The 25,965-nt window shown below is 37.3% G+C and carries 26 protein-coding genes; 2 read left to right on the top strand and 24 right to left on the bottom strand.

Annotated features, from left to right (window positions below; all coding sequences use genetic code 11):
- Positions 1-6 precede the first annotated feature (6 nt).
- Positions 7-2,031, bottom strand: a complete 2,025-nt coding sequence (gene parE / locus IGJ11_RS05065; RefSeq protein WP_207432432.1) for a DNA topoisomerase IV subunit B — start codon at positions 2,029-2,031, stop codon at positions 7-9.
- 199 nt (positions 2,032-2,230) lie between these two features.
- On the bottom strand, positions 2,231-2,665 hold the full coding sequence (locus IGJ11_RS05060) for a CoA-binding protein (protein ID WP_010719456.1): 435 nt from the start codon (positions 2,663-2,665) through the stop codon (positions 2,231-2,233).
- A gap of 103 nt (positions 2,666-2,768) precedes the next feature.
- Here IGJ11_RS05060 and plsY point away from each other — a divergent pair, with 103 nt between their 5' ends.
- Positions 2,769-3,407, top strand: a complete 639-nt coding sequence (gene plsY, locus IGJ11_RS05055; protein ID WP_010719457.1) for a glycerol-3-phosphate 1-O-acyltransferase PlsY — start codon at positions 2,769-2,771, stop codon at positions 3,405-3,407.
- A 162-nt stretch (positions 3,408-3,569) separates the two neighbouring features.
- Here plsY and IGJ11_RS05050 read toward each other — a convergent pair whose 3' ends face one another.
- From IGJ11_RS05050 to IGJ11_RS04995, 12 genes are all read right to left on the bottom strand, one after another.
- The gene (locus tag IGJ11_RS05050) at positions 3,570-4,445 is read right to left on the bottom strand and encodes an aldose 1-epimerase family protein (protein ID WP_034700304.1); all 876 of its coding nucleotides are present in this window, start codon (positions 4,443-4,445) and stop codon (positions 3,570-3,572) included.
- Between the two features lie 202 nt (positions 4,446-4,647).
- Positions 4,648-5,439, bottom strand: a complete 792-nt coding sequence (codY, locus tag IGJ11_RS05045) for a GTP-sensing pleiotropic transcriptional regulator CodY (RefSeq protein WP_010719459.1) — start codon at positions 5,437-5,439, stop codon at positions 4,648-4,650.
- 15 nt (positions 5,440-5,454) lie between these two features.
- Complete coding sequence (gene hslU / locus IGJ11_RS05040) at positions 5,455-6,855, bottom strand: ATP-dependent protease ATPase subunit HslU (protein WP_063626940.1); 1,401 nt, start codon at positions 6,853-6,855, stop codon at positions 5,455-5,457.
- Positions 6,856-6,867: 12 nt separating this feature from the next.
- On the bottom strand, positions 6,868-7,416 hold the full coding sequence (gene hslV, locus IGJ11_RS05035) for an ATP-dependent protease subunit HslV (protein WP_010719461.1): 549 nt from the start codon (positions 7,414-7,416) through the stop codon (positions 6,868-6,870).
- Between the two features lie 39 nt (positions 7,417-7,455).
- A complete protein-coding gene (gene xerC / locus IGJ11_RS05030) occupies positions 7,456-8,355 on the bottom strand; it encodes a tyrosine recombinase XerC (protein ID WP_010719462.1) in 900 nt (299 codons plus the stop codon).
- 282 nt (positions 8,356-8,637) lie between these two features.
- Positions 8,638-10,011 (bottom strand): FADH(2)-oxidizing methylenetetrahydrofolate--tRNA-(uracil(54)-C(5))-methyltransferase TrmFO, encoded by a 1,374-nt coding sequence (trmFO, locus tag IGJ11_RS05025; RefSeq protein WP_051092533.1) that lies wholly within the window; start codon positions 10,009-10,011, stop codon positions 8,638-8,640.
- Complete coding sequence (gene topA, locus IGJ11_RS05020) at positions 9,980-12,058, bottom strand: type I DNA topoisomerase (protein ID WP_063626939.1); 2,079 nt, start codon at positions 12,056-12,058, stop codon at positions 9,980-9,982. Before topA ends, trmFO begins: the two co-directional genes overlap by 32 nt.
- A 120-nt stretch (positions 12,059-12,178) precedes the next feature.
- Entirely contained in the window at positions 12,179-13,036 is an 858-nt protein-coding gene (dprA, locus tag IGJ11_RS05015; RefSeq protein ID WP_063626937.1) for a DNA-processing protein DprA, read from the bottom strand.
- Between the two features lie 61 nt (positions 13,037-13,097).
- The gene (locus IGJ11_RS05010) at positions 13,098-13,865 is read right to left on the bottom strand and encodes a ribonuclease HII (RefSeq protein WP_010737378.1); all 768 of its coding nucleotides are present in this window, start codon (positions 13,863-13,865) and stop codon (positions 13,098-13,100) included.
- On the bottom strand, positions 13,858-14,718 hold the full coding sequence (ylqF, locus tag IGJ11_RS05005) for a ribosome biogenesis GTPase YlqF (RefSeq protein ID WP_010719467.1): 861 nt from the start codon (positions 14,716-14,718) through the stop codon (positions 13,858-13,860). Before ylqF ends, IGJ11_RS05010 begins: the two co-directional genes overlap by 8 nt.
- Before the next feature lie 668 nt (positions 14,719-15,386).
- Positions 15,387-15,818: a hypothetical protein gene (locus IGJ11_RS05000; protein WP_207432435.1), complete on the bottom strand. Its 432-nt coding sequence runs from the start codon at positions 15,816-15,818 to the stop codon at positions 15,387-15,389.
- Positions 15,815-16,261 carry a LytTR family DNA-binding domain-containing protein gene (locus tag IGJ11_RS04995; protein ID WP_034700296.1) on the bottom strand — a complete coding sequence of 149 codons (447 nt, stop codon included), beginning with the start codon at positions 16,259-16,261 and terminating at the stop codon, positions 15,815-15,817. Before IGJ11_RS04995 ends, IGJ11_RS05000 begins: the two co-directional genes overlap by 4 nt.
- Positions 16,262-16,604: 343 nt before the next feature.
- Between IGJ11_RS04995 and IGJ11_RS04990 the strand changes: the two genes are divergently transcribed.
- Complete coding sequence (locus tag IGJ11_RS04990) at positions 16,605-17,003, top strand: VOC family protein (RefSeq protein WP_010737374.1); 399 nt, start codon at positions 16,605-16,607, stop codon at positions 17,001-17,003.
- 91 nt (positions 17,004-17,094) lie between these two features.
- Here IGJ11_RS04990 and IGJ11_RS04985 read toward each other — a convergent pair whose 3' ends face one another.
- The 10 genes from IGJ11_RS04985 to IGJ11_RS04940 form a co-directional block, all read right to left on the bottom strand.
- The gene (locus IGJ11_RS04985; protein WP_251849627.1) at positions 17,095-18,108 is read right to left on the bottom strand and encodes a lipoate--protein ligase; all 1,014 of its coding nucleotides are present in this window, start codon (positions 18,106-18,108) and stop codon (positions 17,095-17,097) included.
- Positions 18,109-18,332: 224 nt separating this feature from the next.
- Positions 18,333-18,884 carry a signal peptidase I gene (gene lepB / locus IGJ11_RS04980; RefSeq protein ID WP_034700293.1) on the bottom strand — a complete coding sequence of 184 codons (552 nt, stop codon included), beginning with the start codon at positions 18,882-18,884 and terminating at the stop codon, positions 18,333-18,335.
- Positions 18,885-19,005: 121 nt separating this feature from the next.
- Positions 19,006-19,227, bottom strand: coding sequence for a YozE family protein (locus tag IGJ11_RS04975; protein WP_010719473.1), 222 nt, complete (start codon positions 19,225-19,227; stop codon positions 19,006-19,008).
- Positions 19,224-19,742, bottom strand: a complete 519-nt coding sequence (gene msrA / locus IGJ11_RS04970; protein ID WP_010737371.1) for a peptide-methionine (S)-S-oxide reductase MsrA — start codon at positions 19,740-19,742, stop codon at positions 19,224-19,226. Before msrA ends, IGJ11_RS04975 begins: the two co-directional genes overlap by 4 nt.
- A gap of 29 nt (positions 19,743-19,771) precedes the next feature.
- On the bottom strand, positions 19,772-20,473 hold the full coding sequence (locus IGJ11_RS04965; protein WP_010737370.1) for a YpmS family protein: 702 nt from the start codon (positions 20,471-20,473) through the stop codon (positions 19,772-19,774).
- The gene (locus tag IGJ11_RS04960; RefSeq protein WP_010719544.1) at positions 20,473-21,366 is read right to left on the bottom strand and encodes an SGNH/GDSL hydrolase family protein; all 894 of its coding nucleotides are present in this window, start codon (positions 21,364-21,366) and stop codon (positions 20,473-20,475) included. Before IGJ11_RS04960 ends, IGJ11_RS04965 begins: the two co-directional genes overlap by 1 nt.
- A gap of 145 nt (positions 21,367-21,511) precedes the next feature.
- Positions 21,512-22,354 carry a DegV family protein gene (locus IGJ11_RS04955; protein WP_010719545.1) on the bottom strand — a complete coding sequence of 281 codons (843 nt, stop codon included), beginning with the start codon at positions 22,352-22,354 and terminating at the stop codon, positions 21,512-21,514.
- Positions 22,355-22,585: 231 nt separating this feature from the next.
- Positions 22,586-23,080: a dihydrofolate reductase gene (locus IGJ11_RS04950; RefSeq protein ID WP_010719546.1), complete on the bottom strand. Its 495-nt coding sequence runs from the start codon at positions 23,078-23,080 to the stop codon at positions 22,586-22,588.
- A gap of 19 nt (positions 23,081-23,099) precedes the next feature.
- Positions 23,100-24,047 (bottom strand): thymidylate synthase, encoded by a 948-nt coding sequence (locus tag IGJ11_RS04945; RefSeq protein ID WP_034700291.1) that lies wholly within the window; start codon positions 24,045-24,047, stop codon positions 23,100-23,102.
- 10 nt (positions 24,048-24,057) lie between these two features.
- Positions 24,058-25,953, bottom strand: coding sequence for an ABC-F family ATP-binding cassette domain-containing protein (locus IGJ11_RS04940; RefSeq protein WP_123874867.1), 1,896 nt, complete (start codon positions 25,951-25,953; stop codon positions 24,058-24,060).
- Between the last annotated feature and the right edge of the window lie 12 nt (positions 25,954-25,965).

Here is a 25,965-nt window from a genome sequence, read left to right as displayed (position 1 = left end):
GACCTCCTATTCTTCTACTAATTCAGATTGTTTCTCTTCATCGAACAATTCATTGGACGTAGCTGTATTTTCAATATCTTCTTTTTTATCTAAGATACTACCATCTTCTTCTAACGTGAATTGCACATGATTTTCGATCCATTTTCGGCGAGGTTCAACTTTGTCCCCCATTAATGTCGTCACGCGACGTTCCGCTTGAGCAGCATCATCTATCCTCACACGAATCAACGTTCGAGAGGCTGGGTCCATGGTAGTTTCCCACAATTGTTCTGCATTCATTTCTCCAAGACCTTTATAGCGTTGCAACATATAGCCTTTACCAATTTTTTTGATGGTCGCTGCTAATTCATCATCTGTCCAAGCATATTCGACCACTTGTTTTTTTCCTTGACCTTTAGAAACCTTATAAAGCGGTGGTAATGCGATATACACTTTTCCTGCTTCGATCAATGGTTTCATGTAACGATAAAAGAACGTCAGTAATAGCACTTGAATATGTGCACCATCGGTATCCGCATCGGTCATGATAATAATTTTGTCATAATTGCAATCTTCAATTGAAAACTCAGGTCCAACACCTGAACCGATCGTATAGATCATCGTATTGATTTCTTCGTTTTTCAAGATGTCTTGCATTTTTGCTTTTTCAGTGTTGATCACTTTCCCACGAAGAGGCAAGATGGCTTGGAATTTACGGTCTCTTCCTTGTTTTGCTGAACCACCAGCAGAGTCTCCCTCCACGAGGTATAACTCATTCTTCTTCGGATTTCGCGATTGGGCAGGTGTCAGTTTCCCTGAAAGTAATGATTCGCCTTTTTTACGTTTTTTCCCATTACGGCTTTCTTCTCGGGCTTTTCGGGCAGCTTCACGAGCTTCTCGGGCTTTGATTGCTTTTCGCACCAGCATTTGGCTCATTTCACTGTTTTCCTGTAAATAAAAGCCCATTTGTTCTCCAATGACATTATCTACTACTGTACGGGCAATTGGTGTACCCAATTTTTCTTTTGTCTGTCCTTCAAATTGTAAGAGATTCTCAGGTACCCGAATGGAGAGGACGGCTGCCAAACCTTCTCTAAAATCACTACCTTCGAGGTTCTTATCTCGTTCCTTCAGTAATCCCACTTTTCGGGCATATTCATTGTAGGCTTTCGTCATCGCTGACTTCATGCCGACTTCATGGGTGCCTCCATCTTTCGTTCGGACATTATTCACAAATGACAACACGTTTTCTGAATATCCATCATTGTACTGATACGAAACTTCAACTTCGATACCGTCTTTTTCACCAGAAAAATAAACAACTGGTGTCAACGTATCTTTTTCTTCGTTTAGGTAATCAACAAATTCTTTGATTCCTTCTTCATAGTGAAAAACTTCCTTGACTGGCTCTTCACCACGCAGATCAGAAAGTGTGATTTTTACTCCTCTTAAAAGAAAAGCTGATTCTCGCAAACGTTCAGATAAAATATCATAAGAAAATTTAGTAGTGGAAAAGATCGTGTCATCTGGTAAGAAATGAACTGTCGTTCCATTGGATTTCTTGGTTTTCCCGATTTTTTTCAGTGTACCATCAGGCTTACCACCATTGCTGAATTTTTGTTGGTATTCAATCCCATCACGGACGATTGTAACAACCAACCATTTTGATAAAGCATTGACCACACTTGCTCCGACACCGTGTAGTCCCCCTGAGGTCTTGTATCCTCCTTGACCGAACTTTCCGCCGGCATGTAGTACAGTAAAAATCACTTCAACTGTGGGGATACCAGAAGCATGCATCCCAACTGGCATACCACGACCGCTATCTGTCACAGTGATACTATTGTCTTCATGAATGGTTACATCAATTTCATTTCCAAATCCAGATAAAGCTTCATCAACCGCATTGTCAACGATCTCATAGACTAAATGATGTAAGCCCCGGCTATCCGTTGACCCGATATACATTCCTGGTCGTTTTCTAACTGCCTCTAATCCTTCAAGAACCTGGATCGATGCATCATTATATTCGTTCTTTACTTTTTTTGCCAAGGCAAACGCTCCTTCAATAATACTTTACGGTTAAAACCGCATCACGATAATCATACTAGAAATACGCATGAAAAAAAAGAGGTTAGGAAAGAATTAAAACTTAATTACTAACTAACCTTTGAGAATACCATCTTTTTTATCCTATTGTTCGCTTTTGTCTTGTCGATTAAATATTTCACGTTATTTAAAATGCAAACATTTAGTTATCTTTTTCGTTCATATTGTTCCACTCGATTTTTATACAACGATCCATGACGATGTCTTTGCGATTTGCTGATTGAAGCTTGTTTGCTGCTTCTTCATTTGCGATACCTAATTGCGCCCAAAATACTTTTGCTTGAGTCTGTAAAAAGTCAGCAGCTACCTCTGGCAAAAATTCACTACGCCGAAAAATATCCACGATATCGATCGGTTCTTGGATTTCCTGTAGCGACGCATAGACCTTTTCGCCTAAAATGATCTCTCCTGCTAATAATGGGTTCACCGGAATGATACGATATCCCCGTTCTTGCAGAAATCGAGCAATTTGGTAACTTGTTCGTTCTTCCTTATTACTCAAACCAACAATTGCAATCGTTTTTGCTGTTTTTAAATAATCGAAGATTTTTTCTTGTGTTGGATTTTCAAATGACATAAATAATACTCCCTTTCGTTCACTCTTTCAAGTATTTCCAATTGTTCACGTACTTTATTCATGATAAAATAAATATTAGTTTCAAATTGAAAGAGGTAGAACAATGAAATTAATTTTATTATTGGTACTTGCCTATCTTCTAGGCTCGATTCCTTCGGGGGTTTGGATAGGTAAATTATTTTTCAAAAAAGACATCCGCCAACATGGTAGCGGAAATACTGGCACCACCAATACTTTTAGAGTTTTAGGAAAAACAGCAGGTACAATTGTGTTGTTCATGGATATCTTGAAAGGAACCTTGGCAACTTGCTTACCAGTTATTTTCCATGTTACAACCATTAATCCCCTATGGTTTGGTGTTTGTGCGATCTTAGGTCATACGTTCCCTATTTTCGCTGGCTTCAAAGGAGGCAAAGCAGTTGCAACAAGTGCTGGAATGTTACTTGGATTCAATCCTCTATTTTTTATCTATTCCAGTATCATCTTCGTTGTTACGCTCTTTTGTACTAGTATGGTAAGTTTAACAAGTATGATCAGTGCAACTTTGATCACTTTATCAACGATTATCCTTCCTTACATCGCACCTGGTATCTTGCCTAAGCAAAACTGGCTATTGACGATCATTGCATTTTTGGTTTCTGCCTTTATTTTCTATCGCCATAAAGAGAATATCCTACGAATCAAAAACCATACAGAAAGTCGTATCCCCTTCGGATTGAATAGTAGTAAGAAAAAAAATTGACCTGAGAGAAAAACAGTTGACTAATCAGCCAACTGTTTTTTTGCTTTTAAATGATTGATTCGTTAAGAAGCGAAAAGAAACGATTAGCAAAATAAAGGGAACATGAATCATTATACCTGATTTCCTCTGATTAATTGAAATCAAACAACTTTAGGATAACCACTATTTTACCGTAATCGAATATTTTGTTTGAAAAATTTCATGTGCGCCTAGTTGATTGATTCCAGCTTTTTCCATCAATTCTCCCGAGCTGTTTACTGTATCTGCAATACCACACCAAGGTTCGATACAAACAAAAGGCGCTTCTTTTGGATAAGGTGACCAAATCCCAACATATGGCATATCTTTATAACTCAATGTCACACTGTGGCTAGATTTTTCACTACGAATGGCATAAGCGTTCAATCCTTTCGTTTCAAATACTAGTGCATCATTTTCAAAAAGATCGTGTACTAATGCAAGGTTGGTATTTGTTTGTCCAAGTGTTTTTTGTTCCATATCGATATATGGCCCACTTAAAGGTAAACGCAAACGTGATTTTTTAGGTGAAAACGCAAGATAAAAATCATCAAAAGTCAATCCTTCTTCCAGAGGAACATTAAAGGCTGGGTGACCCCCAATCGAAAAGAACATTTCTTCTTCTCCAGTATTAGCCACTTGATAATGAACGGTGATCCCATCTCCACCTAATTCATAAGAAATCACTAATTCAAAATCAAAAGGATAATTTTTTTTGGTCTCGGGTGTGCTTCTTAACAAAAAGCTGGCTAATTCTTGACCATGTTCGATTACTTCAAAATCCATATCTCTCGCAAAGCCATGTTGCCCCATTGAATAAGTCTTTCCTTGGTACGTGTATTGGTCATCCTTTAATCTTCCAACAAATGGAAATAAAACGGGCGCATGTCTTCCCCAATACGCTGGATCAGCTTGCCAAATATACTCAAGATTATTATCCTTTGATTTTAAACTGACCAATTCTGCTCCATGTTCAGCAATTTCAGCAATCAATTGATCATTTTGAATGATTACAGTCATTATAATTCCTCCACCGTTAAATCTTAGGACCTGAGATAGCTAGTCTCAGGTCCTAAGCTATTCTTATTTTTTCCAACAAGAAGTATCCGAATCATCCTTGGCATTACTCGTGTGTTTCAGCGAAAAGAAAACCCAAAGGAGACTCTTTTTGTTTACTTCGTTCCTACTGAATAGATTCATCTAATCAATCGGTCATAGATTTTTAGTAACTGTGTTTTGTTAATTCTTCTTTGAATCTGGAATTTAGAACTTTTAAATACGTCCCTTTCATCCCAAGGGAGCGTGATTCAATGATCCCAGCTGACTCTAATTTACGTAATGCATTGACGATCACTGAGCGAGTGATCCCAATTTTATCCGCAATATTGGATGCTGTTAAACGTCCTTCATCGCCTTCTAAGGCATCGAAAATCGCTTGAACTGCCTTCAATTCGCTGTAAGACAAAGTATTGATTGCCATTTGGACAGCTGTTGCACTTCTGACATCCGCTTCAATACTACGTGATTTTTGATAAAGGATCTGCATACCGACTACCGTCGCACCATATTCAGCTAACACTAGGTCTTCATCGGTAAAGGCTTGTTCCATCCTTGATAAAATAATGGTTCCTAACCGCTCGCCAGCACCAAAAATAGGGACTACTGTCGTCAAACCAAATGGGTATTTTTCTCTTGCTTCAAAAGGAAAAGCAGTCATTTCACTACTGATCGGAATATTGGCTTCCGTTTTGTTCAATTGATCAACTGTGTCAGTATAAGAATCGGGAAATTGCTTTTCAACAAACATCATTTTTATCCGTTCATTGTTGACATCATGACGTTCATCATAGCCTAATAAGACTCCTTCACTGCTGATGATATAGACGTTACTATCTAAAATAGCACCTAATGTCACAGCCATTTTATCATAAGGTAAATCAGCTCGCAGATCGAAAGTATTTTTTTGTTGTAATAATTTGTTGATATTGCGGGTTTTTGTTAATAAATCCGTCATTTTCTTCCTCCGATTTTATAAAATAAAACGACTTAAATCTTCATTTGCTACAATCGAACCTAATTTTTCTTCTACATAAGCTTCCGTAATCGTGATTTCTCCCATTTGCATGTCAGGTGCTTCAAACAATAAGTCTTCTAACAATTTTTCTAAGATCGTGTGCAAACGTCTAGCTCCGATATTGTCTGTATCGCGATTTACATCATAAGCGATTTGAGCGATTTTCTCAATTGCTTCTTTCGTAAAGACCACTGAAACATTTTCTGTACCAATTAATGCTACGTATTGTTTGATTAGTGCATTGTTTGGTTCAGTCAAGATCTTAATAAAGTCATCTGCAGTTAAATCATCTAATTCTACACGTATTGGAAACCGTCCTTGCAATTCTGGAATCAAATCACTTGGTTTTGATAAATGGAAGGCACCAGAAGCAATAAATAAGACGTGATCCGTTTGGATAACTCCATACTTCGTGTTCACTTGTGAACCTTCAACGATTGGCAGGATATCTCTTTGGACGCCTTCACGTGATACTTCACCAGATTGTTGTGATTTTGAAGTGATTTTATCGATTTCATCAATAAAAATGATCCCGCTTGATTGTGCTAATTGAATGGCTTCACTATGGATGTCAGCATCTTTGACTAGTTTACTTGATTCTTCTTTGATCAACAGTTCAAGTGCATCTTTTACTGCTAACGTGCGCTCAACCTTTTTCTTCGGTGTTAGCGCCCCTAATGTTTCATTTAAATCAATGCCCATCTGTTCCAAACCATTGTTCATCATTGGAGCTGGTTTCTTTTGTTCTTCTATTTCGATTGTTACTTGACGGTTATCAAGTAAACCTTTTTGTAATTGTTCTAGAACCGTTTTCCGATTGACACGGATTTCTTCAGTCACTTCTTCTTGCGGTTCTGCTGTATTTTGTTGCGCAACATTGAACATGTTCATCATTTGTTCAAATTGATTTCCTGTTTGTTTTTGTTCTTTTTTAATTCCAGGAACCAGCACTTTTACTAATCGTTTTTCTGCTCTTTTCTTAGCTTCAGTATATACACGACTATATTGTTCTTTTTCAACGATCTGGATCGCATTTTCTACTAGATCACGAACCATCGACTCCACATCTCGACCAACATAACCTACTTCTGTAAATTTCGTTGCTTCTACTTTCACGAAAGGAGCGTTGACGATTTTTGCCAATCGGCGAGCGATCTCTGTTTTCCCTACCCCTGTTGGTCCGATCATCAGCATATTTTTAGGTGTGATATCTTGTTGCATTTTTTCATCTAATTGTAAACGGCGATAGCGATTGCGCAAAGCGACCGCAACTGATTTTTTAGCTGCTTGTTGTCCAATGATATATTGATCTAATTCATTAACGATTTGTCTTGGTGTTTGTTTTAATTCATACATTCTTCTTCACCTCTATAATTCTTCCACAATAATATTATGATTTGTAAAGATACAAATGTCTGCTGCAATATTCAATGCATTCTCTGCGATTTCTTTGGCACTCATGTCGTTTTGTGCGTAGTTCTTCATTGCTCGAGCAGCAGCTAATGCAAAATTCCCTCCTGAACCAATTGCCAAAATTCCATCATCTGGTGCAATCACTTCCCCAGTACCTGAAACTAATAACATTTCTTTTTCATTCATTACGATCAACATTGCTTCTAGTTTTTGCATGGACTGTTGTGTCCGCCATTCTTGCGCTAATTCCACTGCAGCTCGCTGTAAATTACCATTGTATTCATTTAATTTGCCTTCAAATTTTTCTTCCAATGTAAATGCGTCTGCGACACTTCCAGCAAATCCTACGATGACTTCATCATTATAGATTCGACGGACTTTTCTTGCGCTTCCTTTCATCACCACGGATTCGCCCATTGTAACTTGACCGTCACCTGCCATTGCAAATTTTCCATCTTTTTCAACGGCACAAATCGTCGTTGAATGAAATTGTGATTCTACCATAGTTATTTCCTCCCAATTAAGATTACTGATCCTTTTCTATTACGCTCTTGGATGAAACGAGCGATAATTTTTTTGTAAACTTTCTTTTGTCACGTGAGCATAGATCTGTGTAGTAGATAGATTAGCATGACCCAACAGCTCTTGAACTGTCCGCATATCTGCACCATTATTCAGCAAGTGTGTAGCAAAGGTATGCCGCAGCATATGTGGATGGATCGAACTATCTAAACTACTCTTTTTAATCACTTGATTCAATACATACTCGATCCCTGTTGGCGTAATTGGTTCACCATGATGGTTCACAAAAACATAGTCATGACTCTTGTGGTATTTATCCATCAGCACCTTTCGCCCTTTTTCAAAATACTCTTGTAAGGCATCTTGTGCGAATGAACCAAGTGGTGCATACCGTTCTTTATTCCCTTTACCATGAATCAACATGACTTCGGAGTCGAAATCGATTTCTGCTAGTTTCAAATTACTGCACTCGCTTAATCGAATCCCCGAACCGTAAAGAACTTCTAATAGCGCTTGGTTCCTCAAATCTAAAGGTTTTTCTCCTTTGACACTGTCAAATAATGCTTGCATTTCATTCTCATAAAAAAAGCGAGGTAGTTTCAAATTTTTCTTTTTTAGGTGGACATAAGAAAAAGGATTTTCTTTGATCACTTCTTCTTTTAAAAGGTATTGATAAAAAGAGCGCAGACTTGCAATCTTACGACTGATCGAATTTCTGCTATATCTTTCATCAGTTAGGTAACTTAAATACACTCGAACATCTAAGTGATTGATTTTTAATAAATCATCCTCTCCTGATTCTGTAAGAAATCTTTCAAAATTAGTGAGGTCTTCCTCGTATGCTTCTCGTGTTTTTTCAGAGTAACCACGTTCCACGATTAAATAACGCAAAAACTTATCTTTCCACGTTTGTTCTAGCATTTTATCACCTTCCTTTTAATCCCAGAGATAAATTTAGCATAGCAAAATTAAAAAAACAAATAAATTGTCAGAATTTAATCAATATTTCTAAGTTTGTTCACAATTGAAACAATTAATTTGACAAATTTCTTAGATTACGACCTTTTTTTTAATCTGATATTTACTCATTTTTTACCAAAAGAAAAAATTCCTTTTGGAACACTACAAATAAAAGATGTGTCGCATATTTATTTTATGCCTAGTAAAGAGCCCGGAACACCTTTGTCCCGGGCTCACTTCATGTTACTGAGCTGTTACTTCATCAATTAATTCTTTTTTTATTTGTTCATTTGCCTGAAGTGCTCTTTGAGCAATCGCTTCATAACGTGTTTTTTTGTCACGAATGCGCTCGGGTAATTCAGGGAACAAACCATAATTCGCATTCATTGGTTGGAAATGTTTTCCTTCAGCATGTGTAATATAATACGCCATACTCCCAATCGCTGTTTCTCGTGGAAACTCAATCGGCTCACTTTCTTTAGCTAAACGAGCAGCATTGATCCCTGCAAGCAAACCACTAGCTGCACTTTCAACATAACCTTCCACACCAGTCATTTGTCCTGCAAAGAACAAGTCTTCACGCTTCGTTGATTGATAAGTTGGTTTCAATAATTCTGGTGAATTCATAAAACTGTTGCGGTGCATTACACCATAACGGACAAATTCTGCGTTTTCTAAACCTGGGATCATACGGAAAACCCGTTTTTGTTCTCCCCATTTTAAGTGCGTTTGGAAACCAACGATGTTATACAATGAGGCAGCGGCATTGTCCTGACGTAACTGGATCACCGCATAAGGGCGTTTACCGGTTTTTGGATCTTCTAATCCAACTGGTTTCATTGGACCAAACAGCATTGTTTTAAAGCCACGCTGAGCCATCACTTCGATCGGCATACAGCCTTCAAAGTATTTTTCTTTTTCAAATGATTTAAGTTCGGCTACTTCAGCTGTTGTTAAAGCTTCGTGGAATGCTTTAAACTCTTCTTCAGTCATTGGACAGTTTAGATAAGCTGCTTCCCCTTTATCATAGCGTGATTTTAAATAGACTTTATCCATATCGATCGTTGCTTTGTCTACGATCGGTGCTGCTGCATCATAAAAATAGAATCCGTCAGAACCATTGAATGCTTTAATACTTTCAGCTAACGGGTGAGAGGTTAAGGGACCAGTAGCAATGATCGTGATGCCTTCTGGAATTTCAGTGATTTCTTCATTGATGACTGTTACTAGCGGGTGTTCTTTGACTTTACGTGTGATCGTCTCAGAAAAAGAATCCCGATCCACTGCTAAGGCACCGCCAGCTGGAACAGCTGTTTCATCAGCTGAAGTGATCACGACTGAATTTAACCGTCGCATTTCTTCTTTTAATAAACCTACTGCATTTGCTAAACTATTCCCTCTCAAGGAGTTGGAACAGACTAACTCTGCAAAATTACTTGTATGGTGTGCTTCTGTTGATTTCACTGGGCGCATCTCGTATAAACGAACAGGAACACCTGCTTGAGCGACTTGCCAAGCTGCTTCACTTCCAGCTAATCCTGCACCTATTACATTAACAGTTTTCAAATAAAGACCTCTTCTCATTTTATTTTTGAATGTCTTCTTCATAGTCGCCATTGATACATACGACTTGTTTTCCGCCTTTGACTTTCTTTTCAACTAAATACTGGTCACATTTCGGACAATTTCGACCTACTGGTTTGTCCCAAGAAGTAAAGTCACAGTCTGGAAAACGTGAACACCCGTAAAAGATTCGGTTTTTCTTAGACTTGCGTTCAATCACCTGACCCTCATGACAAACTGGACAAGTCACACCGATCTCTTTAACAATTGGTTTCGTATTTCGACAATCAGGAAAATTACTACATGCATAAAATTTACCATACTTTCCTAATTTTATAACCATCGGATGCCCACAAATATCACAGTCAAATCCAGCCGGTTCATCTTTGATTTGAATTTTTTCGATTTTTTCTTCTGCATTGGTCAATTCTTTTTCAAATGGTTTGTAGAAACGATCCACCACTTCGATCCATGCTTCTTTTCCTTCTTCAATTTTATCCAAATCACCTTCCATTTCAGCGGTAAAATGGATATCGACGATTTGGGGGAAGAAATCACAAATCAAAGAATTGACGATTTCACCCAATTCAGTTGGTTCGAAGCGTTTTTGTGTCAATTTAACATAGTAACGTCGTTGGATCGTATCCAGCGTTGGCGCATAAGTGGAAGGGCGTCCCACACCATTTTCTTCCAAAGCACGGATTAAAGTTGCTTCACTGAATCTTGCTGGCGGTTGCGTAAAATGTTGCTTCGGTTCAATGTCCACTGATTGAACAATGTCCCCTTGTGCTAGTTCTGGTAAGATATTTTCTTTATCTTCTTTCCCATCATCTCTGCCTTCAACATAGACTTGCATGAACCCTTTAAATTTAACTTTAGAGCCATTAGCAATAAAAAGTACGCCATTTTGTTCTAAGGTAACTTTCATGGTATCTAATATCGCTGGTGTCATTTGACTAGCAACAAATCGTGACCAAATAAGGGTGTAGAGTTTTAATTGGTCCTTGTCTAAATATTGTTTGATTTCCTCAGGAGTACGTAGGACACTTGTCGGGCGAACTGCTTCATGGGCGTCTTGCGCACCTTGCGCATTTTTGATTTTACGTTGTGCATGACTAGAAAATTCTTTCCCGTAAGTTTCTTCGATGAAGGTAGCCGCTTCTGCTTTCGCAGTCTCAGCGATCCGTGTTGAATCGGTACGCATATAAGTGATCAAACCTACAGTCCCTTGCTTACCTAAGGAGATTCCTTCATATAATTGTTGTGCAACCATCATCGTTTTCCGTGTTCTAAAGTTCAATTTTCTAGCAGCTTCTTGTTGTAGGCTACTCGTAGTAAATGGGTTTGCTGGATTTCGTTTCCGTTCTTTCTTTTCAACTTTTTGAACGGTGAAATCTGGTCCATCAATACGATCAGTAACTTCTTTTACGGATTGGGCATCAGGCAATTTCTTTTTCTTGCCATCAATTCCCCAAAAGTTTGCTTTAAATTTTTTACGTGCTTTTTTGAAATTACCGTCAATGCTCCAGTATTCTTCTGGAATGAAATCACGGATTTCTTTTTCACGATCAATGATAATTTTTAATGCAATAGACTGTACTCTTCCAGCACTTAATCCTTTTTTGACTTTGCGCCATAGGATTGGACTGATGGAGTAGCCCACCAAGCGGTCTAACGCCCGTCTTGCTTGTTGGGCATCCACTAAATCCACGTCGATCGTTCTTGGTTCCTTGAAGGCTGCTTTTACCGCTTCCTTAGTAATTTCGTTAAAAACCACACGATTTTTTTCTGATAAATCTAAACCTAGTAAATAGGCTAAATGCCAAGCAATTGCTTCCCCTTCTCTATCCGGGTCACTTGCAAGATAAACTTTTTGCGCTTTTTTTGCTGCTGATTTTAAACTTTTGATCACATCGCCTTTTCCGCGAATTGAAATATAATGGGGTTCATAGTTGTTTTCGACATCAATTCCCATTTTACTTTTAGGTAAATCACGTATATGACCGACACTGGCCATTACTTTATAATTACGACCAAGATATTTTTCAATGGTTTTGGCCTTTGCAGGTGATTCCACAATCACTAAATATTTATATGCCATTACTGAATGGACTCCTTTCCATTGACATGTTCCTACTATATTAAGCGGACTCATACAAATCGTAGCTTATCATATCCATTCAGAAAACGTTTGTCAAGAAAATCAAATGAGAAGTTCCTGTTATTCTTTCAACTCGAACAATAAATCTTCACCAGAAATCACACAAACAGCACCATCTTGAATTAGTTGATGGGAGCCAGTTGAGTATTGTGTCAAAATATTTCCAGGTACAGAAAAAACAGTTCGACCGATTTCTAACGCTTGTTGTGCTGTTATCAAAGAACCACTCTTTTGCTTTGCTTCAATGACACAAGTGCCTTGTGACAAAGCAGCAATGATTCGATTTCTCATGGGAAAGCGGTATTGTTTTGGTCCTTCATATGGTGGATATTCACTAAGTAAAAGATGATTCTTTCCAATTTCTGCTTGAAGAAATTGGTTTTCCTTTGGGTAGGCTTTTTTAATTCCTGTACCGATTACCGCAATCGTCTTTCCAGTATTTTTAATCGCAGCCAAATGTGCGTATGTATCGATTCCTTTGGCACAGCCACTAACGATGACATAGTTAGCATCTATGACCGGAGTTAAAAGTTCATGTACAACTTTTTTTGCCAAGACCGAGGTCTTCCTGCCCCCAACCACACTGAGCATCTTTTGTTTTAGTAGAGAAAGATCACCAGAATAAAATAAAAGAATCGGTGGTGTCGCAAGATGAAAAAGTTGCGGGGGATAGCACGGGTCAAGACAAGTAATGAATGACTGAGCTGTTTTCAATTTCGCAAAATTTTGATTGATTTGCCGCCAACTTTCTTGAAATTTTTCTCGATGACGAACAATTTTTGCGATTTCAATGATTTCATAAGAAGACAACTCGCTTGTTTGAGCTTCCAATAAAGCCTGGACAACCGCCCATTTTCCTTGACTGCTAATTCCTTTCGCATAAGCTAATTTAAGTAAAAATCCTTCAATCTGATCCATGAACGAAAACCGCCTCTCGAAGTTACTTTTAAATAAAATACGCAAGAGACGGTCAAACATCTTAAGATAAATAATTTTTTATCGGTGCAAAAGAGCGCCGATGAATAGGGGTAATTCCTTGTGTTGCTAAGCCTTGTAGATGTTCTTTCGTTCCATAACCAGCATTATGGCCAAACCCATAACCTGGATATAGTTCATCATATTTTTTCATTAAATCATCACGATAAACTTTTGCAATGATACTTGCTGCCGCAATAGAAACTGAACGAGCATCTCCCTTGATCAATTTTTCTTGCTGGATTGGCAAATCCAGTGTCATGGCATCAATTAAGAGATAATTTGGACGTATCGCCAGCTTTTCTACAGCTTGGATCATTGCTAGTTTGCTTGCCTCATAAATATTGACCTCATCAATCTTTTTTTCATCAATGATGCCGATACCGATAGCAAGTGCTTTTTGTTGGATTTGGTCATAAAGCAGTTCTCGTTTTTTTTCTGATAATTGTTTCGAGTCATTTAATCCAAGGATCGGTTCGTCTTTAGGTAGGATGACAGCGGCCGCTACTACTGGCCCTGCTAAAGGCCCACGCCCTACTTCATCAATCCCCGCAATCCATTCATATCCTTGTTCATATGCCTGCTTCTCAAATAATGACATTTCCAAATATTTTTCTTGGATCAATGCCGTTTTTTTTACTTGTTTCTCAAAGGATCGAAGCGCTTGTTGTACCCCTTTTCGCTGATCTTGCTTTAGTTCGGCAATGAAGGGATCAGTTAACGACGTCACTGTTTTTAATCGTTCCTTGATACTTTGGATCGATTCACTCATCGCTTGTTTTCCCCATTTCTTCACATCGATCTAACGTGTAGCGCCCAAGTTTTCCTTGACGGATATCGAAGACTACCACTTCACTACCACGATCATAATCATCTTTATAGCCACGCTTTGCAGTAATCGTCATCAATAATTCAGGTGCTAATTGTTGTTCTGCTTCTTCTGGCAACTGATAGCGCTCTGCGATTCTTCCTGGATAGTAACGAGCGAAAAAATCTAAGCCATAAATAGCGAGATCATCTAAATGAACTAACTGGTCTTTAATGGCTCCGGTTAGTGCTAGTTTTTTACCGATCTCTTCATCTTCAAATTTAGGCCATAAGATTCCTGGCGTATCTAATAACTCTAATTCGCTACCTAGGCGCAACCATTGTTGTCCTTTTGTCACACCAGGTTTATTACCTGTTTGCGCAATTTTTTTTCCCACTAAGCGGTTCATCAATGTTGACTTCCCGACATTTGGAATACCTAAAACCATGGCTCTGATTGCTCGTGGTTTGATCCCTCGAGCGGCATCACGTGCTCTTTTTTCTTTCAGTGCTTCTTTGGCTGCTGGAATCAACGCTTTGATCCCTTTACTTTCTTGAGCGGTAATCGCTAATGCTTGATGACCTTGTTGTTGAAAATACGTTTGCCATAACTTCGTTTGTTGGGGGTCTGCTAGATCAGCTTTATTTAATAATACCAACCTTGGCTTTTGTTGGATGATCTGATCAAGCATTGGATTACGTGAAGACAAAGGTAATCGTGCATCGACTAATTCAAAGACGATATCGACATATTTCATTTTCTCAGAAACTTCACGACGGGCTTTTGCCATGTGCCCTGGGAACCATTGGATCGTCATAGAATAAATTCATTCCTTTCATATAAGGATTTCAAACCTTATTCTTACATTATCATATTTAACCTTAGTAAATCTATGCATACAAGTCTACTACCATCAAGTAAGTTGATTAGGCTCATTTTCCTTATATTATTCAAAACAACTATTGGGTAGACTCTTTCAAAAGCAGCTCTGCAACTATCCATACTACCATGAACCTAAGATCAGCGATTATTTTTATGCATTTATCCTGACTTTACAATTTTTTAAAGTGGATACCGCTTTTTATTCATCAGTGGTTCGGCAGAATAATCCTTCTATCATGATACTAAATCTCAACGCCTTAGGGTATTTTTCTTTATCAAACATGTTTTGTACTTTTATTACTATTAATAAAAAGAAAATACATCATTATAAATAACAAAAAGGTGTCTGTTCCGTATTTTATCATATTTCCCTACTAATCGCACTCTCATTTTGGCATTTTCCGTTCTCTGGGTTCTTGATTCCTCCATGCTACAAATTGGTGAGATAACACATCCTTTAAGACTTCTTCGTGATCCATTACTCAATATAATTTTAGATATTTTTTCATTTTATTATCGATTCTGAGTTTTGGAATCATCAACTATCGATTATCCTTTTTCAGTTAAAAATGAGTGGAAAACTTCCAACTTGCTTTCTAACGTTTAATCGATTGAGTTATTTATTTTTTTATTTAACACTCTTGCTTGCTTTTTGCTCTCATTTTTTGCGTATAGATAAAAAGCAATGGTGTGTAAGATCAAATTTAAAATAAGATAAATTGTCAAAAGATTAATTGGTGAAATTGCCAAAGGCAGTTTGAATGAAAGCAAATTGAAAATCGCTAAACCCGCAACTGTATTTCCAATAGTCGCAATCAAAATATTACTGACTGGTTTCAGCGTAAGATGATTCCAAAGCACATCATACATCACACCAAAGACTAATGCACAAACTAGACTAGCACCCATTACGTGCCAAAGAAAATAAACATGGATCATCTGTCCTTTCGCAAAGAAGCTTGTTATTATAAATATCAACCAGATGCTGCTTAACGAGAACGTTTGAAAAAAATTATGTTTTATCTGTTTACTCATACCCACATCTCCTTAAATTTTTTTACATAGTGACGATTCACAATAAATTTAGAACCATTTTTCATTTCAATTTCAACCCGTGCATTATCCGTAGAACGAAAAGCTTTAATAAAAGATCGATTAACCAGCGTACTAATGTTGATCCGCACAAATCCGTAACTTGTAAATTGCTTCTCAACTATTTTTAACCGTACAGCTAATAGATACCTCTCATTTGATGTAAAAACGACATGACACATCTGTTCTTTTGACTCGATTGAGGAGACATCACTTAATAGCCTGGAAACTTTCTTATTTGTTTTTGCATCAATTACTACGATTGTTTGCTCCGTAGTCAGAATAGCTTCTTTTATTCTCCCCCACGTTTTTTCGCAAGAAGAATGGGTAGTTACCTTCACTGTATCCTGTGCAATGTGATTATCAATTCCAAATTTTATTCTCAAATTTTCTCCTCCTTGCTTTGATACTCTCAGTTTAAGCCGTACGCATACCATATTCAATTCCTTTCCATGAGGTTGCACTTTTTCGCAAGAAGATTGCAAGAGATAGGAAACATTTCAATACTTCCTCCCTATCCAGGTGTACCCTGCTTCTTCAAATGAAGAATGTTCCTGTCTTTAATGATGAACGACATTCGATTGGGTTTAATCGTTTTTTCTAGTATTCTGCCGATAAATATATTCAATGAACGTTTATAAAACTGTAAAGAAGAATTCTTTCAGCACGCATCTTTTGACAACGTTTACATTTTAATAGATGATAGGATAAAAGAAAGGAGAGGTACAAATGAACAGTATGGTTTTTGTTAATTTCCCCGTTGAAGATGTAGACAAGTCTGTTGCTTTTTATGAAAAATTGGGCTTTAAGAAAAATGAAGAATTTTCAACTGACGAAGCAAGCGCTGTGGTTTGGGACGACACATTTTGGATCATGTTACTCTCTCACGGTTTTTACAAAAAATTCTTAAAAGACAAAGAAATTGCAGACAATAAAAAAACGAGTGGTGCTTTGATTTCTTTTAGCGTAGCAAATGCGGATGAAGTTAAAAAGTTTGCGAATACGGCGAAAGAAAATGGCGGAAGCTACCATGAAGTCGATATGGGCATGTCTGAAGAAGAAATGTTTTCACTTGAAGTCCAAGATTTAGATGGAAATACATTAGAACCTGTCTGGATGAAAATGTAAATTTTTTAAAGCCCTCCATTAGAAAAACAGATGGAAGGCTTTTTTAGATAAATTATCTTGGTCTCCTATGCACTTATTTTGGCTTGTTTAACTAAAATAGTAGTGCTAGTAGATCTTCGTTATTAAAATGAAAGATATAATCTGAAACAGTCATATCATTTAATGCGTTTTTTATTTCTTCATAAATAAATTTTTGACCAAGTAATTGTTGTTCAAGAATACTTACATCTTTTTGTCCAAAAAAATCACCATAAAAACGAATCTCATTGATTCTCCCATGCAGTGTCGACAAACGGACATCCACAATTCCAACTTTTGGGAGCCTGATTCTGCGTTTCACCGAAAACCTTGGTGTTTCACCATAGACCCAATCATCATTAGCATAACGATTCTGGACGATTTGTTCAATGTTTTGTTCATCTTTCTTCGTCAAATCTATCCTTTTATCTTCAATTTTTTGCAGATCATCGACCTGATAGACTTCACAAATCAGTGCATCTCTAAAGTCAGCGGTTTTTTCAAATTGATATTTTTCTTTTAAAAATGGTTTCAGATTCGTCACACTTTTTTTTACTGATTTCGTTGCTTTAGACTCAATTTTCTCTTTGGAAACCGTCAAAATTTTATCAAGAACGGACAAATCAACATCATACATTAATGTACCATGTGAGTATAACCGATTTTTTTTCGTATACATGGCATTACCAGAAAATTTCATTCCTTCGATATACATATCATTACGTCCACCAACTTCTGCTTTGGTTGCGCCCATTTTTCTTAATGCTGTGATAATAGGCGAGGTAATGGATTCATATTCACCAAATTTCATTGCATTTTTGCTGGTCACAAAGCTAAAGCTTAGATTTCCTAAGTCATCATATACAGCTCCTCCACCTGAGGTTCGCCGAGTGAGTGTCACGTTTTTTTCCCTTAAATACTTGAGATCGATTTCTTCATAACTATTTTGGTTTCGTCCAATAATCACACAAGGTTTTTGAATATATAGTAAAAACAAAGGTTCATCACTGTCAAAACTGTTCATAAGATATTCCTCTGTTGCTAGATTTCTCCGAATATCTAAACTTTCCATGATATGATAGCGCACTTTTATCCCTTCTTACTTTTTCTCCTATCATCTCTTTTAGAACATAAAATGGCAAGAAATTAGATCATTTTATATCTTAATTGTACTCTTTTAATCAAGTAAAAAAGCGACCTCCAAAAGTTAGAACAGAAAATCTAACTTTTGGAGGTCGCTTCCCTCTTCACTCTAAAACAAATAAGCGGTGGCATTAGCGCCTTGAAATCATCCTGAATGATCTCTTTTCTTTACCCAATCCATTTTATCTCGTTCAAAGGATAGTAAACAAAGCGAGCCTTACCCAATATTTCGCTTCCTGTAATCATACCAAAGGAGCGACTGTCTTTCGAAACACGTCGATTGTCCCCTAAAACAAAGTAACTGTCGGCTGGCAGCTTTGTCTTATTCGTTAATTCTTCCAGAGTAAAGTCCGTTGTATAAGGACTACTTTCATGATCTGACTTTCTATTTTTCGTTAGAAAAGGTTCTTCGACCACTTTTCCATTCACTTTCAGCTGATCATTCTCATAGCTAATTGTCTCTCCTGGCAACCCGATCACTCGTTTGATATAAATCGTTCCATCAGCCAATTGAAAAACAACTACGTCAAACCGTCTGATTTCAGAAAATTTTTCCATTACAACCATGTCACCTTGTTTCAAGACGTTTTCCATCGAATTACCTTCCACTGGCACTGGAATAAGAAGAAATCCTCTTAAAATAAAAGCGATCAAGATGGAGCAAAGTACATATTTGATTATAAGCCAAAAACGGTCGATATAGCGTTGTTTTTTTGTCAATATCCATCATTCCACTCTCAAGGTTATCGTTCTTTCTCTATTATAGAAAAAAAAAACAAAAAATGCGACTAGATGTTTCCTTTTTGATCTTTTCTAAAAAATGAAGAAAACAAACGCAGAATCAATGGCTGTTTTCTAAATATTTTTCCCACACCTCATCAAATATATCCATAGATGACAAATAATCCACATTCAATTCTAGATAATCGGAAATTTCTTCATAACTCGTACTATGTTTAGGAAACTGGATATCTTTCCCTGCTTCTGTGGCGAAAACAGATTGTTGATCTGCTTGTTTACCGCCACGAAGAGTCATTAAATAATGATAGAAGCTTTGATTCACATTCTTTCCTCCCAGTTTTCTTTGACGAAAGCCGCTCTTCTTGCATGGTTTCGCTCAAAATTTTCAGGATTTTTTTTATAATAATCTTGATGCTCTGGCTCAGCCAAATAAAATGGTTGTGCTTTTTCAATCGTGGTCACGATCGGTTTTGTAAACCGACCACTAGCCGCTAATCGATTTTTACTTTCTTCCGCGATTCTCTTCTGTTCATTTGTCGTAAAGTAAATAACCGGCCGATAATTCTCGCCACGATCTTCAAATTGCCCAAATGCATCCGTTGGATCGGTTTGCTGCCAATAGATTTCCACTAATTCTTGATATGATATTTTCTCTGGATCATAGATGATCTCTACCGCTTCTGTATGACCAGTCGTTTTAGATTTGACTTGTTCATAGGTTGGAGATGGCACATGTCCACCTGTATAGCCAGACATGATCGTATGAATCCCTGGTAGCGTATCAAAGGGCTGAATCATACACCAAAAGCATCCTCCAGCAAAAATTGCTCTTTCCATCCTTCTCTCTCCCATCAATGACCCACTGTTTACTTCGTTACACTCGTGTCGGTGGTATCAGTATTCTTTGTCGTTTTATTGCTCGTTGTCTTTTCACCAGTTTCTTTAGGTAGATATAGACTAAAACGAATGTCATCATTCACTAAATCAATTTTATCTGCTTTGATGTACATACCATTTTGCATACGGAAGCGATCTAAACGTAGCATGATCGTCAAATCATCCGTATTGATTTCAATCCAATCAGGCAACTTATAATTTCGCTTGATCATATTCATGATATCTTTGATCGGTAAACTCAATGTGCCGATCGAAAGACTCTTCGCTTTTAATTGGACATTTCCATTTTCCATCACATATGGATCAAAGTACAGATAAAAGTTGATTGGAAATCCTAATACTTCAAACGTACCATTCAACATCGCTTCATTTTCAAGATAAAATTTATATTGAATACCTTGGTCTTTTTGATAATCTGTCAAGAAAAAACTGATCATTTGATTGACCTTTTCTTTATTGGTGTTGATGGTCAAGACTGGATCTCCTTGTCTTTGGGTGATCGCTGGCACCTTAGCAAAATCCGGTTCTCGATTCGCAAAAATCCGAGTGCCTAAAAAGATGCTTGATCCAAGAACAACTCCTAAAAGGATCAAAAAAGCCCATTTCCAATAATTTTTCTTTTGAATTTCAGTATTCGTTTGTGTCGAAACCTTTTTTGAGCGTTTTTCCATTATTTCTGATCCTCCCTTGGCAACCATTGGTCTTGCGTTTCAATTAATTCATCTCGTACAGCATTTGCCATCAATTGATAGCCTAAGTTATTAGGATGAAAATGATCTTCTTCATACAATACATTATTTTTGCTATTTGACGTACTTTCGCTAGTACTTGACTGATTCGTTCCTTCTTCAGTTACGCCAACTTTTTGGTTTAACCCTTGATATAGCAAATCATTGATTGGGATAAAATAGCAGTTGTCCGCATTTTTGACAACAGACTCAGTCCCAGCATTCCAGTTGTTCACAATCGTCTGCATGTCTTTAATCTCAGGGAAGTTCAAATAGAATGGATTATAAATACCTAAGATGTAAACCGGTGCGTGACCATTTAACTTCCTAATTTCTTCGATCAATTGTTCAACATTTTTCTGATACTTTTGTAATGGTCGCTTAAATGATTGGATACTGATCCCAAATAGATCGTTTTGAATCACTTTCATTAAGTCATTTCCGCCCACTGTCAAAGTGATAAAGTCAGCTGATTTAATGTTTGTTTGAATCTCTGAATTTTTCTTGAGCCGTTTTAAAATTTGATCGCTCCGTTCACCGTTTACCCCATAGTTTTCAATTTCAACAGCAGTCAGATCATAGCGATCTTTTAAATCGTTGGCTACTAATGGAACAAAACCACCTTGCTTCGTTTGATCTCCTATTCCTTCAGTTAACGAATCGCCGATAGCTACATAATGGATTTTTTCTTTTTGATCCGTCTTTTGACTAACTGTCGCTGCTGGTTTTAATAGCGGTTTAGCTTTTGGAATCGATAAAGATAGTCCTAAATATACAAATATAGCGATAAGTAATGGGAACAAAACGAGCAATAGTTGTCGTTTTGTTAATTTCATATCATTCACCTCATATTATTCGATTGTTTCTTATGTTATCAAAAATTAAAATAAAAAGGTAGTGTTTCTGAAAAAAATAAGAATTATTATAAAGAAAAAAAGGATAAAATCAATGGCTAACTGACCAATGATTTATCCTCTTGATTTAGTCAACGTAATACATGATTGCAAAGGCGTTTTTCCCCGTATGTGTTGCAATAACTGGATTCGTGTGTAGAACAGGAATCGTCATATCAGGAAATAATTCTTGTAGTCCTTCTTTAAATTCTTGAGCAAGCTCTTGAGCATCTGCATGAGAGATCCCAATTTGACGAACATTTGGTAGTTCTTTTAATTCTTTCTTCAAATTATTGAACCATTTGTCAAAAGTTTTCTTTCCTCGACCCTTAGCAACTGGGATCAACTCTCCATGAGTGAAATTCATCACAGCACGTATGTTCAATACACTTGACAATAAACCAGTTGCTCGGCTAATGCGCCCACCTTTGACTAAGTTATCTAATGTAGAGATCCCAATATATAATTTTGTATTTTCTTGTACTTTTTTGATTTCTTCAAGAATCTCATCAGCACTTTTTCCTGCTTGTGCAAGTTCAGCAGCACGGATTACTTGGAAGGACAGCCCCTGATCGGTTGTATCACTATCGATGACAGTCACTTTCGTTTTAGTCAGATTGCTTGCCTGACGGGCCGCTTCAACCGTTCCACTCAAACCTTTAGTCATATGGATCGAGATAACTTCACTGCCATCTTCGCCAAGTTGATCATAGGTTGAAATAAATTCACCGATTGGCGGTTGACTCGTTTTTGGTAATGATTTAGCTTGAGCCATCATATCCATGAATTTTTCTCCACCTAATTGATCGTCATCAGGATAGACCACGCCATCGATCATGATAGCTAGCGGCATCACCTGGATATTTAAGTTATCTCGCACACTTTTTTCCATTGTACAAGAAGAATCTGTTACGATTTTTACATTTGTCATACTATCTCACTCTTCCTTTAACAAGATGCCTTTTGGTTTACAACAAGTACTAATAAAGGCAATTTCTTTTTTAAGTATAACAGACAACAGACGTTTTTTCATTAAATACCTCTACGAACGATTCCGTTTTCATCCAAAGATGTGGTATTGATCCTTTCAACTTTATTAAAAAAGATATTTCCCAAAATGTGCTAAACAAGCTTTCAGGAAATACCTTTTTTCATCGGTTATTTATTTTCTTTTTCGTTGATATGTTTCAAATTGATGGGCATAAGGATTTTTTTCGTCCATCTCCCCTTGGCTGATATTGATTAATGACCATTGATCCCAATCAACTTCTGGAAAATAAGTATCCCCTGTAAAAGAATGATGGATGACTGTGCGATACAGCACCGAACAAAAAGGAAGAAATTCTTTATAAATAGCTGATCCTCCCGCAACGAACAAAATACCATCGTTTTCCTTTGCGTAATCCAATACTTCTTCAATCTCGTGCATAACCATGACATTGTCAGCTTGGTAATCACGATCTCTTGTCATCACGATTGTTTGACGGTTAGGCAACGGACGACTTCCCATACCTTCAAATGTTTTTCTTCCCATAACTAAAGTATTCGCTTCAGTCATTTGTTTAAAAAACTTCAGATCATTGGGTAATCTCCAAGGCAGTTGGTCTTCTTTACCGATCAACCCATTTTCATCTTGTGCCCAGATAGCAGCTAACATTTCATCATCCTTTCTGTGTTCATACTGCGATTGGCGCTTTGATTGCTGGATGAGGTTCATAGCCTTCAACCTTGATATCATCCATTTCAAAGTCAAACACAGATTTTTTTTCTGTATTTAAAACTAATTTAGGAAACGCACGCATTTCTCTTGAAAGTTGTTCTTTCATTTGTTCCACATGATTTGAATAGAGATGAGCATCACCTAAAGTATGGATAAATTCACCAACTTCTAATCCAGTTTCATGCGCAATCAAATGGGTTAACAAAGCATAACTGGCAATATTGAAAGGCACACCTAGAAATACATCACCACTCCGTTGATACAATTGACAACTTAAACGCCCATCATGAACATAAAATTGAAACATCGTGTGGCAAGGCGGTAACGCCATACTAGGAACATCTTCTGGATTCCAAGCAGACACGATCAAGCGTCTTGAATCAGGTGTTTTTTTGATTGCTTCGACCACTTCCTTGATTTGATCGATAAACCCACCATCTTTCGTTTCCCAATGGCGCCACTGGTACCCATAGATGTGACCTAAATCGCCATATTTTTCAGCAAATGCGTCATCAGTTAAAATTCTTTCACAAAATAGCTGACTTTGTTCTTGATATTGTTTATTAAACTCAGGATCAGAGATGCTTCGATGGCCAAAATCAGTCATATCTGGCCCATGGTATTCATCACTTTTGATATATCGTTCAAACGCCCATTCATCCCAGATATGATTGTTATTTTGTAAAAGATAACGGATATTCGTATCCCCTTTTAAAAACCATAACAATTCACTCTTAATCAACCCAAAAGGAACCCGTTTCGTTGTTAATAATGGAAATCCTTTTTGTAGGTCGAACCGCATTTGATAGCCAAAAATGCTGCGTGTACCGGTGCCTGTTCGGTCGCCTTTTTCATGTCCTTCTTCTAGTAGTTTCCTGCCTAAATCAAGATATGCTTGCTCCATTTTTTTCCTCCTAGTCTTCTACCCATTCGCTTAAGTATTCCCAACGAGCCATTTTCTCATCTAATTTGCTTTCTGCTTGTGAAACGTTTGCTTGTAATTCTTGTAAACGAGTAAAGTTATCTCCTTGATGATTCATTTCTTCTTGCAGCTCTGAAATCTGTTCTTCTAATTCAGCGATTTCATCTTCGATCGTTTCCCATTCTTTTTGCTCTAAATAAGAAAGTTTCTTTTTTGTTTCCTTTTTACCGTCAGCAGCCGGCTTCGTTGGTTCATTCATTTTTTCTTTACCTAAAGGCGCTGTATCTTTTTGTGTCAATAAATAACTCGACATATCCCCATAATATAATTCTTGCTTAGCATTTCCTTGAAAAACTAATAATTTTTCTGCTACTTTGTCTAAGAAATAACGGTCATGTGATACAGTAATCACGGCACCTGGGAAACTCTTGAAATAATCTTCTAAAATGGTCAGTGTGGCGATATCTAAATCATTCGTTGGTTCATCCAAGAGTAAAACATTAGGTTGTTGGATCAGCAATTTCAATAGATATAGTCGACGTTTTTCGCCACCAGATAATTTTTTGATCAATGTGCCATGCATAAATCGAGGAAATAAAAATCTTTCCAATAATTCAGCCACACCAATTTGCATACCTTCTGCCGTTTGAGCTTCTTCAGCTGCTTCTTGCAAATAAGCAATCATGCGTTTTTCGGGATTCATCTCTTCATTTTCTTGTGTATAGTAGGCGATACGAACAGTCTCACCAACCGTAAACGTACCATTATCTAAAGGAATACGTCCCGCTAAAATGTTCAGTAAGGTTGATTTACCGGCACCATTTTTCCCAGTGATCCCTAAACGTTCTCGTGATTGAATCAACAAATCTAAATGGTTGATCAGCAGTTTCCCTTCAATAGCATATGTTCCATCTTTGATCTCTAATACTTTTTTTCCTAAACGTTTCGTTGCGATATTCAATTCGAGGTCTGCTTCATGATTGACTTGATACAAGTTTTCTTTAAGATCCTCAAAACGATTGATGCGTGCTTGTTGCTTCGTTCCGCGTGCTTGAACTCCAGCTCTCATCCAGGCTAATTCTTGTTTGTACAGGCGCTTTCGTTTTTCTTCTTGTTCCACTTCCACGCGATCTCTTTCAGCTTTTTCTAAAATATAAGCTTCATAATTCCCTCGATACTCGTGTAGTTGTCCAAATGATAGTTCAAAAATGCGATTCGTCACTCGATCCAAGAAATAACGATCATGGGTGACCATTAATAACGATCCACGATACTGTTTTAAGTAATTTTCTAACCATTCAATCGCTTCATAATCCAAGTGGTTCGTGGGTTCATCTAATAATAATAAATCAGGCTCATCGATTAGGACTTGTGCTAAACTTACACGTTTTTTTTGTCCACCTGACAGTGCGCCAATCTTTTTGTCTAATTCACTGATGCCTAATTTTTGTAAGATAATCTTAGCATTTGTATCTGTGGTCCAAGCATCTTCTTTGTTCATTTGTTCTTCTGCCTTGGCATAACGTCTCTGAACGCTCTCGTCCTCGCCATTCTCAGCTAATACAAGCAAAGCTTCCTCATATTCTCTCACGGTACGGATTAATGGACTATTTCCTTGAAAAACCGCTTGAAGTACAGTCAATTCATCAGAAAATTCGGTTGTCTGTGACAAATATCCAATTCGATAATCATTCGGATAAAAAACTGTTGGTCGATCTCCATCCCCACTGTCGATACCTGCTAAAATATTTAATAAACTTGTTTTTCCAGTTCCATTAGTTCCAATCAAACCGATTCGGTCTTTTTCGTGGATCAAAAAAGAAATCTGGTTAAATAGTTCTTTTTCACCATACGTTTTATTGAGGTCAGTTACTTTTAATTCTTTCAATCCATTCCCTCC

The organism is Enterococcus sp. DIV0691 (assembly GCF_051711145.1).
Taxonomy (GTDB): domain Bacteria; phylum Bacillota; class Bacilli; order Lactobacillales; family Enterococcaceae; genus Enterococcus_B; species Enterococcus_B hirae.
Note: the sequence above shows the minus strand (reverse complement) of the source record. Positions and strands in the feature narration are given on the sequence as shown.

What these genes read in the sequence shown, in the direction of transcription:
- IGJ11_RS05060 (WP_010719456.1), bottom strand. Translation starts at nt 2,665, where the DNA reads ATGTCATTTGAAAATCCAACACAAGAAAAAATCTTCGATTATTTAAAA.
- plsY (WP_010719457.1), top strand. Translation starts at nt 2,769, where the DNA reads ATGAAATTAATTTTATTATTGGTACTTGCCTATCTTCTAGGCTCGATT.
- IGJ11_RS05050 (WP_034700304.1), bottom strand. Translation starts at nt 4,445, where the DNA reads ATGACTGTAATCATTCAAAATGATCAATTGATTGCTGAAATTGCTGAA.
- codY (WP_010719459.1), bottom strand. Translation starts at nt 5,439, where the DNA reads ATGACGGATTTATTAACAAAAACCCGCAATATCAACAAATTATTACAA.
- hslU (WP_063626940.1), bottom strand. Translation starts at nt 6,855, where the DNA reads ATGTATGAATTAAAACAAACACCAAGACAAATCGTTAATGAATTAGAT.
- hslV (WP_010719461.1), bottom strand. Translation starts at nt 7,416, where the DNA reads ATGGTAGAATCACAATTTCATTCAACGACGATTTGTGCCGTTGAAAAA.
- xerC (WP_010719462.1), bottom strand. Translation starts at nt 8,355, where the DNA reads ATGCTAGAACAAACGTGGAAAGATAAGTTTTTGCGTTATTTAATCGTG.
- trmFO (WP_051092533.1), bottom strand. Translation starts at nt 10,011, where the DNA reads ATGGCGACTATGAAGAAGACATTCAAAAATAAAATGAGAAGAGGTCTT.
- topA (WP_063626939.1), bottom strand. Translation starts at nt 12,058, where the DNA reads ATGGCATATAAATATTTAGTGATTGTGGAATCACCTGCAAAGGCCAAA.
- dprA (WP_063626937.1), bottom strand. Translation starts at nt 13,036, where the DNA reads ATGGATCAGATTGAAGGATTTTTACTTAAATTAGCTTATGCGAAAGGA.
- IGJ11_RS05010 (WP_010737378.1), bottom strand. Translation starts at nt 13,865, where the DNA reads ATGAGTGAATCGATCCAAAGTATCAAGGAACGATTAAAAACAGTGACG.
- ylqF (WP_010719467.1), bottom strand. Translation starts at nt 14,718, where the DNA reads ATGACGATCCAATGGTTCCCAGGGCACATGGCAAAAGCCCGTCGTGAA.
- IGJ11_RS05000 (WP_207432435.1), bottom strand. Translation starts at nt 15,818, where the DNA reads ATGAGTAAACAGATAAAACATAATTTTTTTCAAACGTTCTCGTTAAGC.
- IGJ11_RS04990 (WP_010737374.1), top strand. Translation starts at nt 16,605, where the DNA reads ATGAACAGTATGGTTTTTGTTAATTTCCCCGTTGAAGATGTAGACAAG.
- msrA (WP_010737371.1), bottom strand. Translation starts at nt 19,742, where the DNA reads ATGGAAAGAGCAATTTTTGCTGGAGGATGCTTTTGGTGTATGATTCAG.
- IGJ11_RS04965 (WP_010737370.1), bottom strand. Translation starts at nt 20,473, where the DNA reads ATGGAAAAACGCTCAAAAAAGGTTTCGACACAAACGAATACTGAAATT.
- IGJ11_RS04960 (WP_010719544.1), bottom strand. Translation starts at nt 21,366, where the DNA reads ATGAAATTAACAAAACGACAACTATTGCTCGTTTTGTTCCCATTACTT.
- IGJ11_RS04955 (WP_010719545.1), bottom strand. Translation starts at nt 22,354, where the DNA reads ATGACAAATGTAAAAATCGTAACAGATTCTTCTTGTACAATGGAAAAA.
- IGJ11_RS04950 (WP_010719546.1), bottom strand. Translation starts at nt 23,080, where the DNA reads ATGTTAGCTGCTATCTGGGCACAAGATGAAAATGGGTTGATCGGTAAA.
- IGJ11_RS04945 (WP_034700291.1), bottom strand. Translation starts at nt 24,047, where the DNA reads ATGGAGCAAGCATATCTTGATTTAGGCAGGAAACTACTAGAAGAAGGA.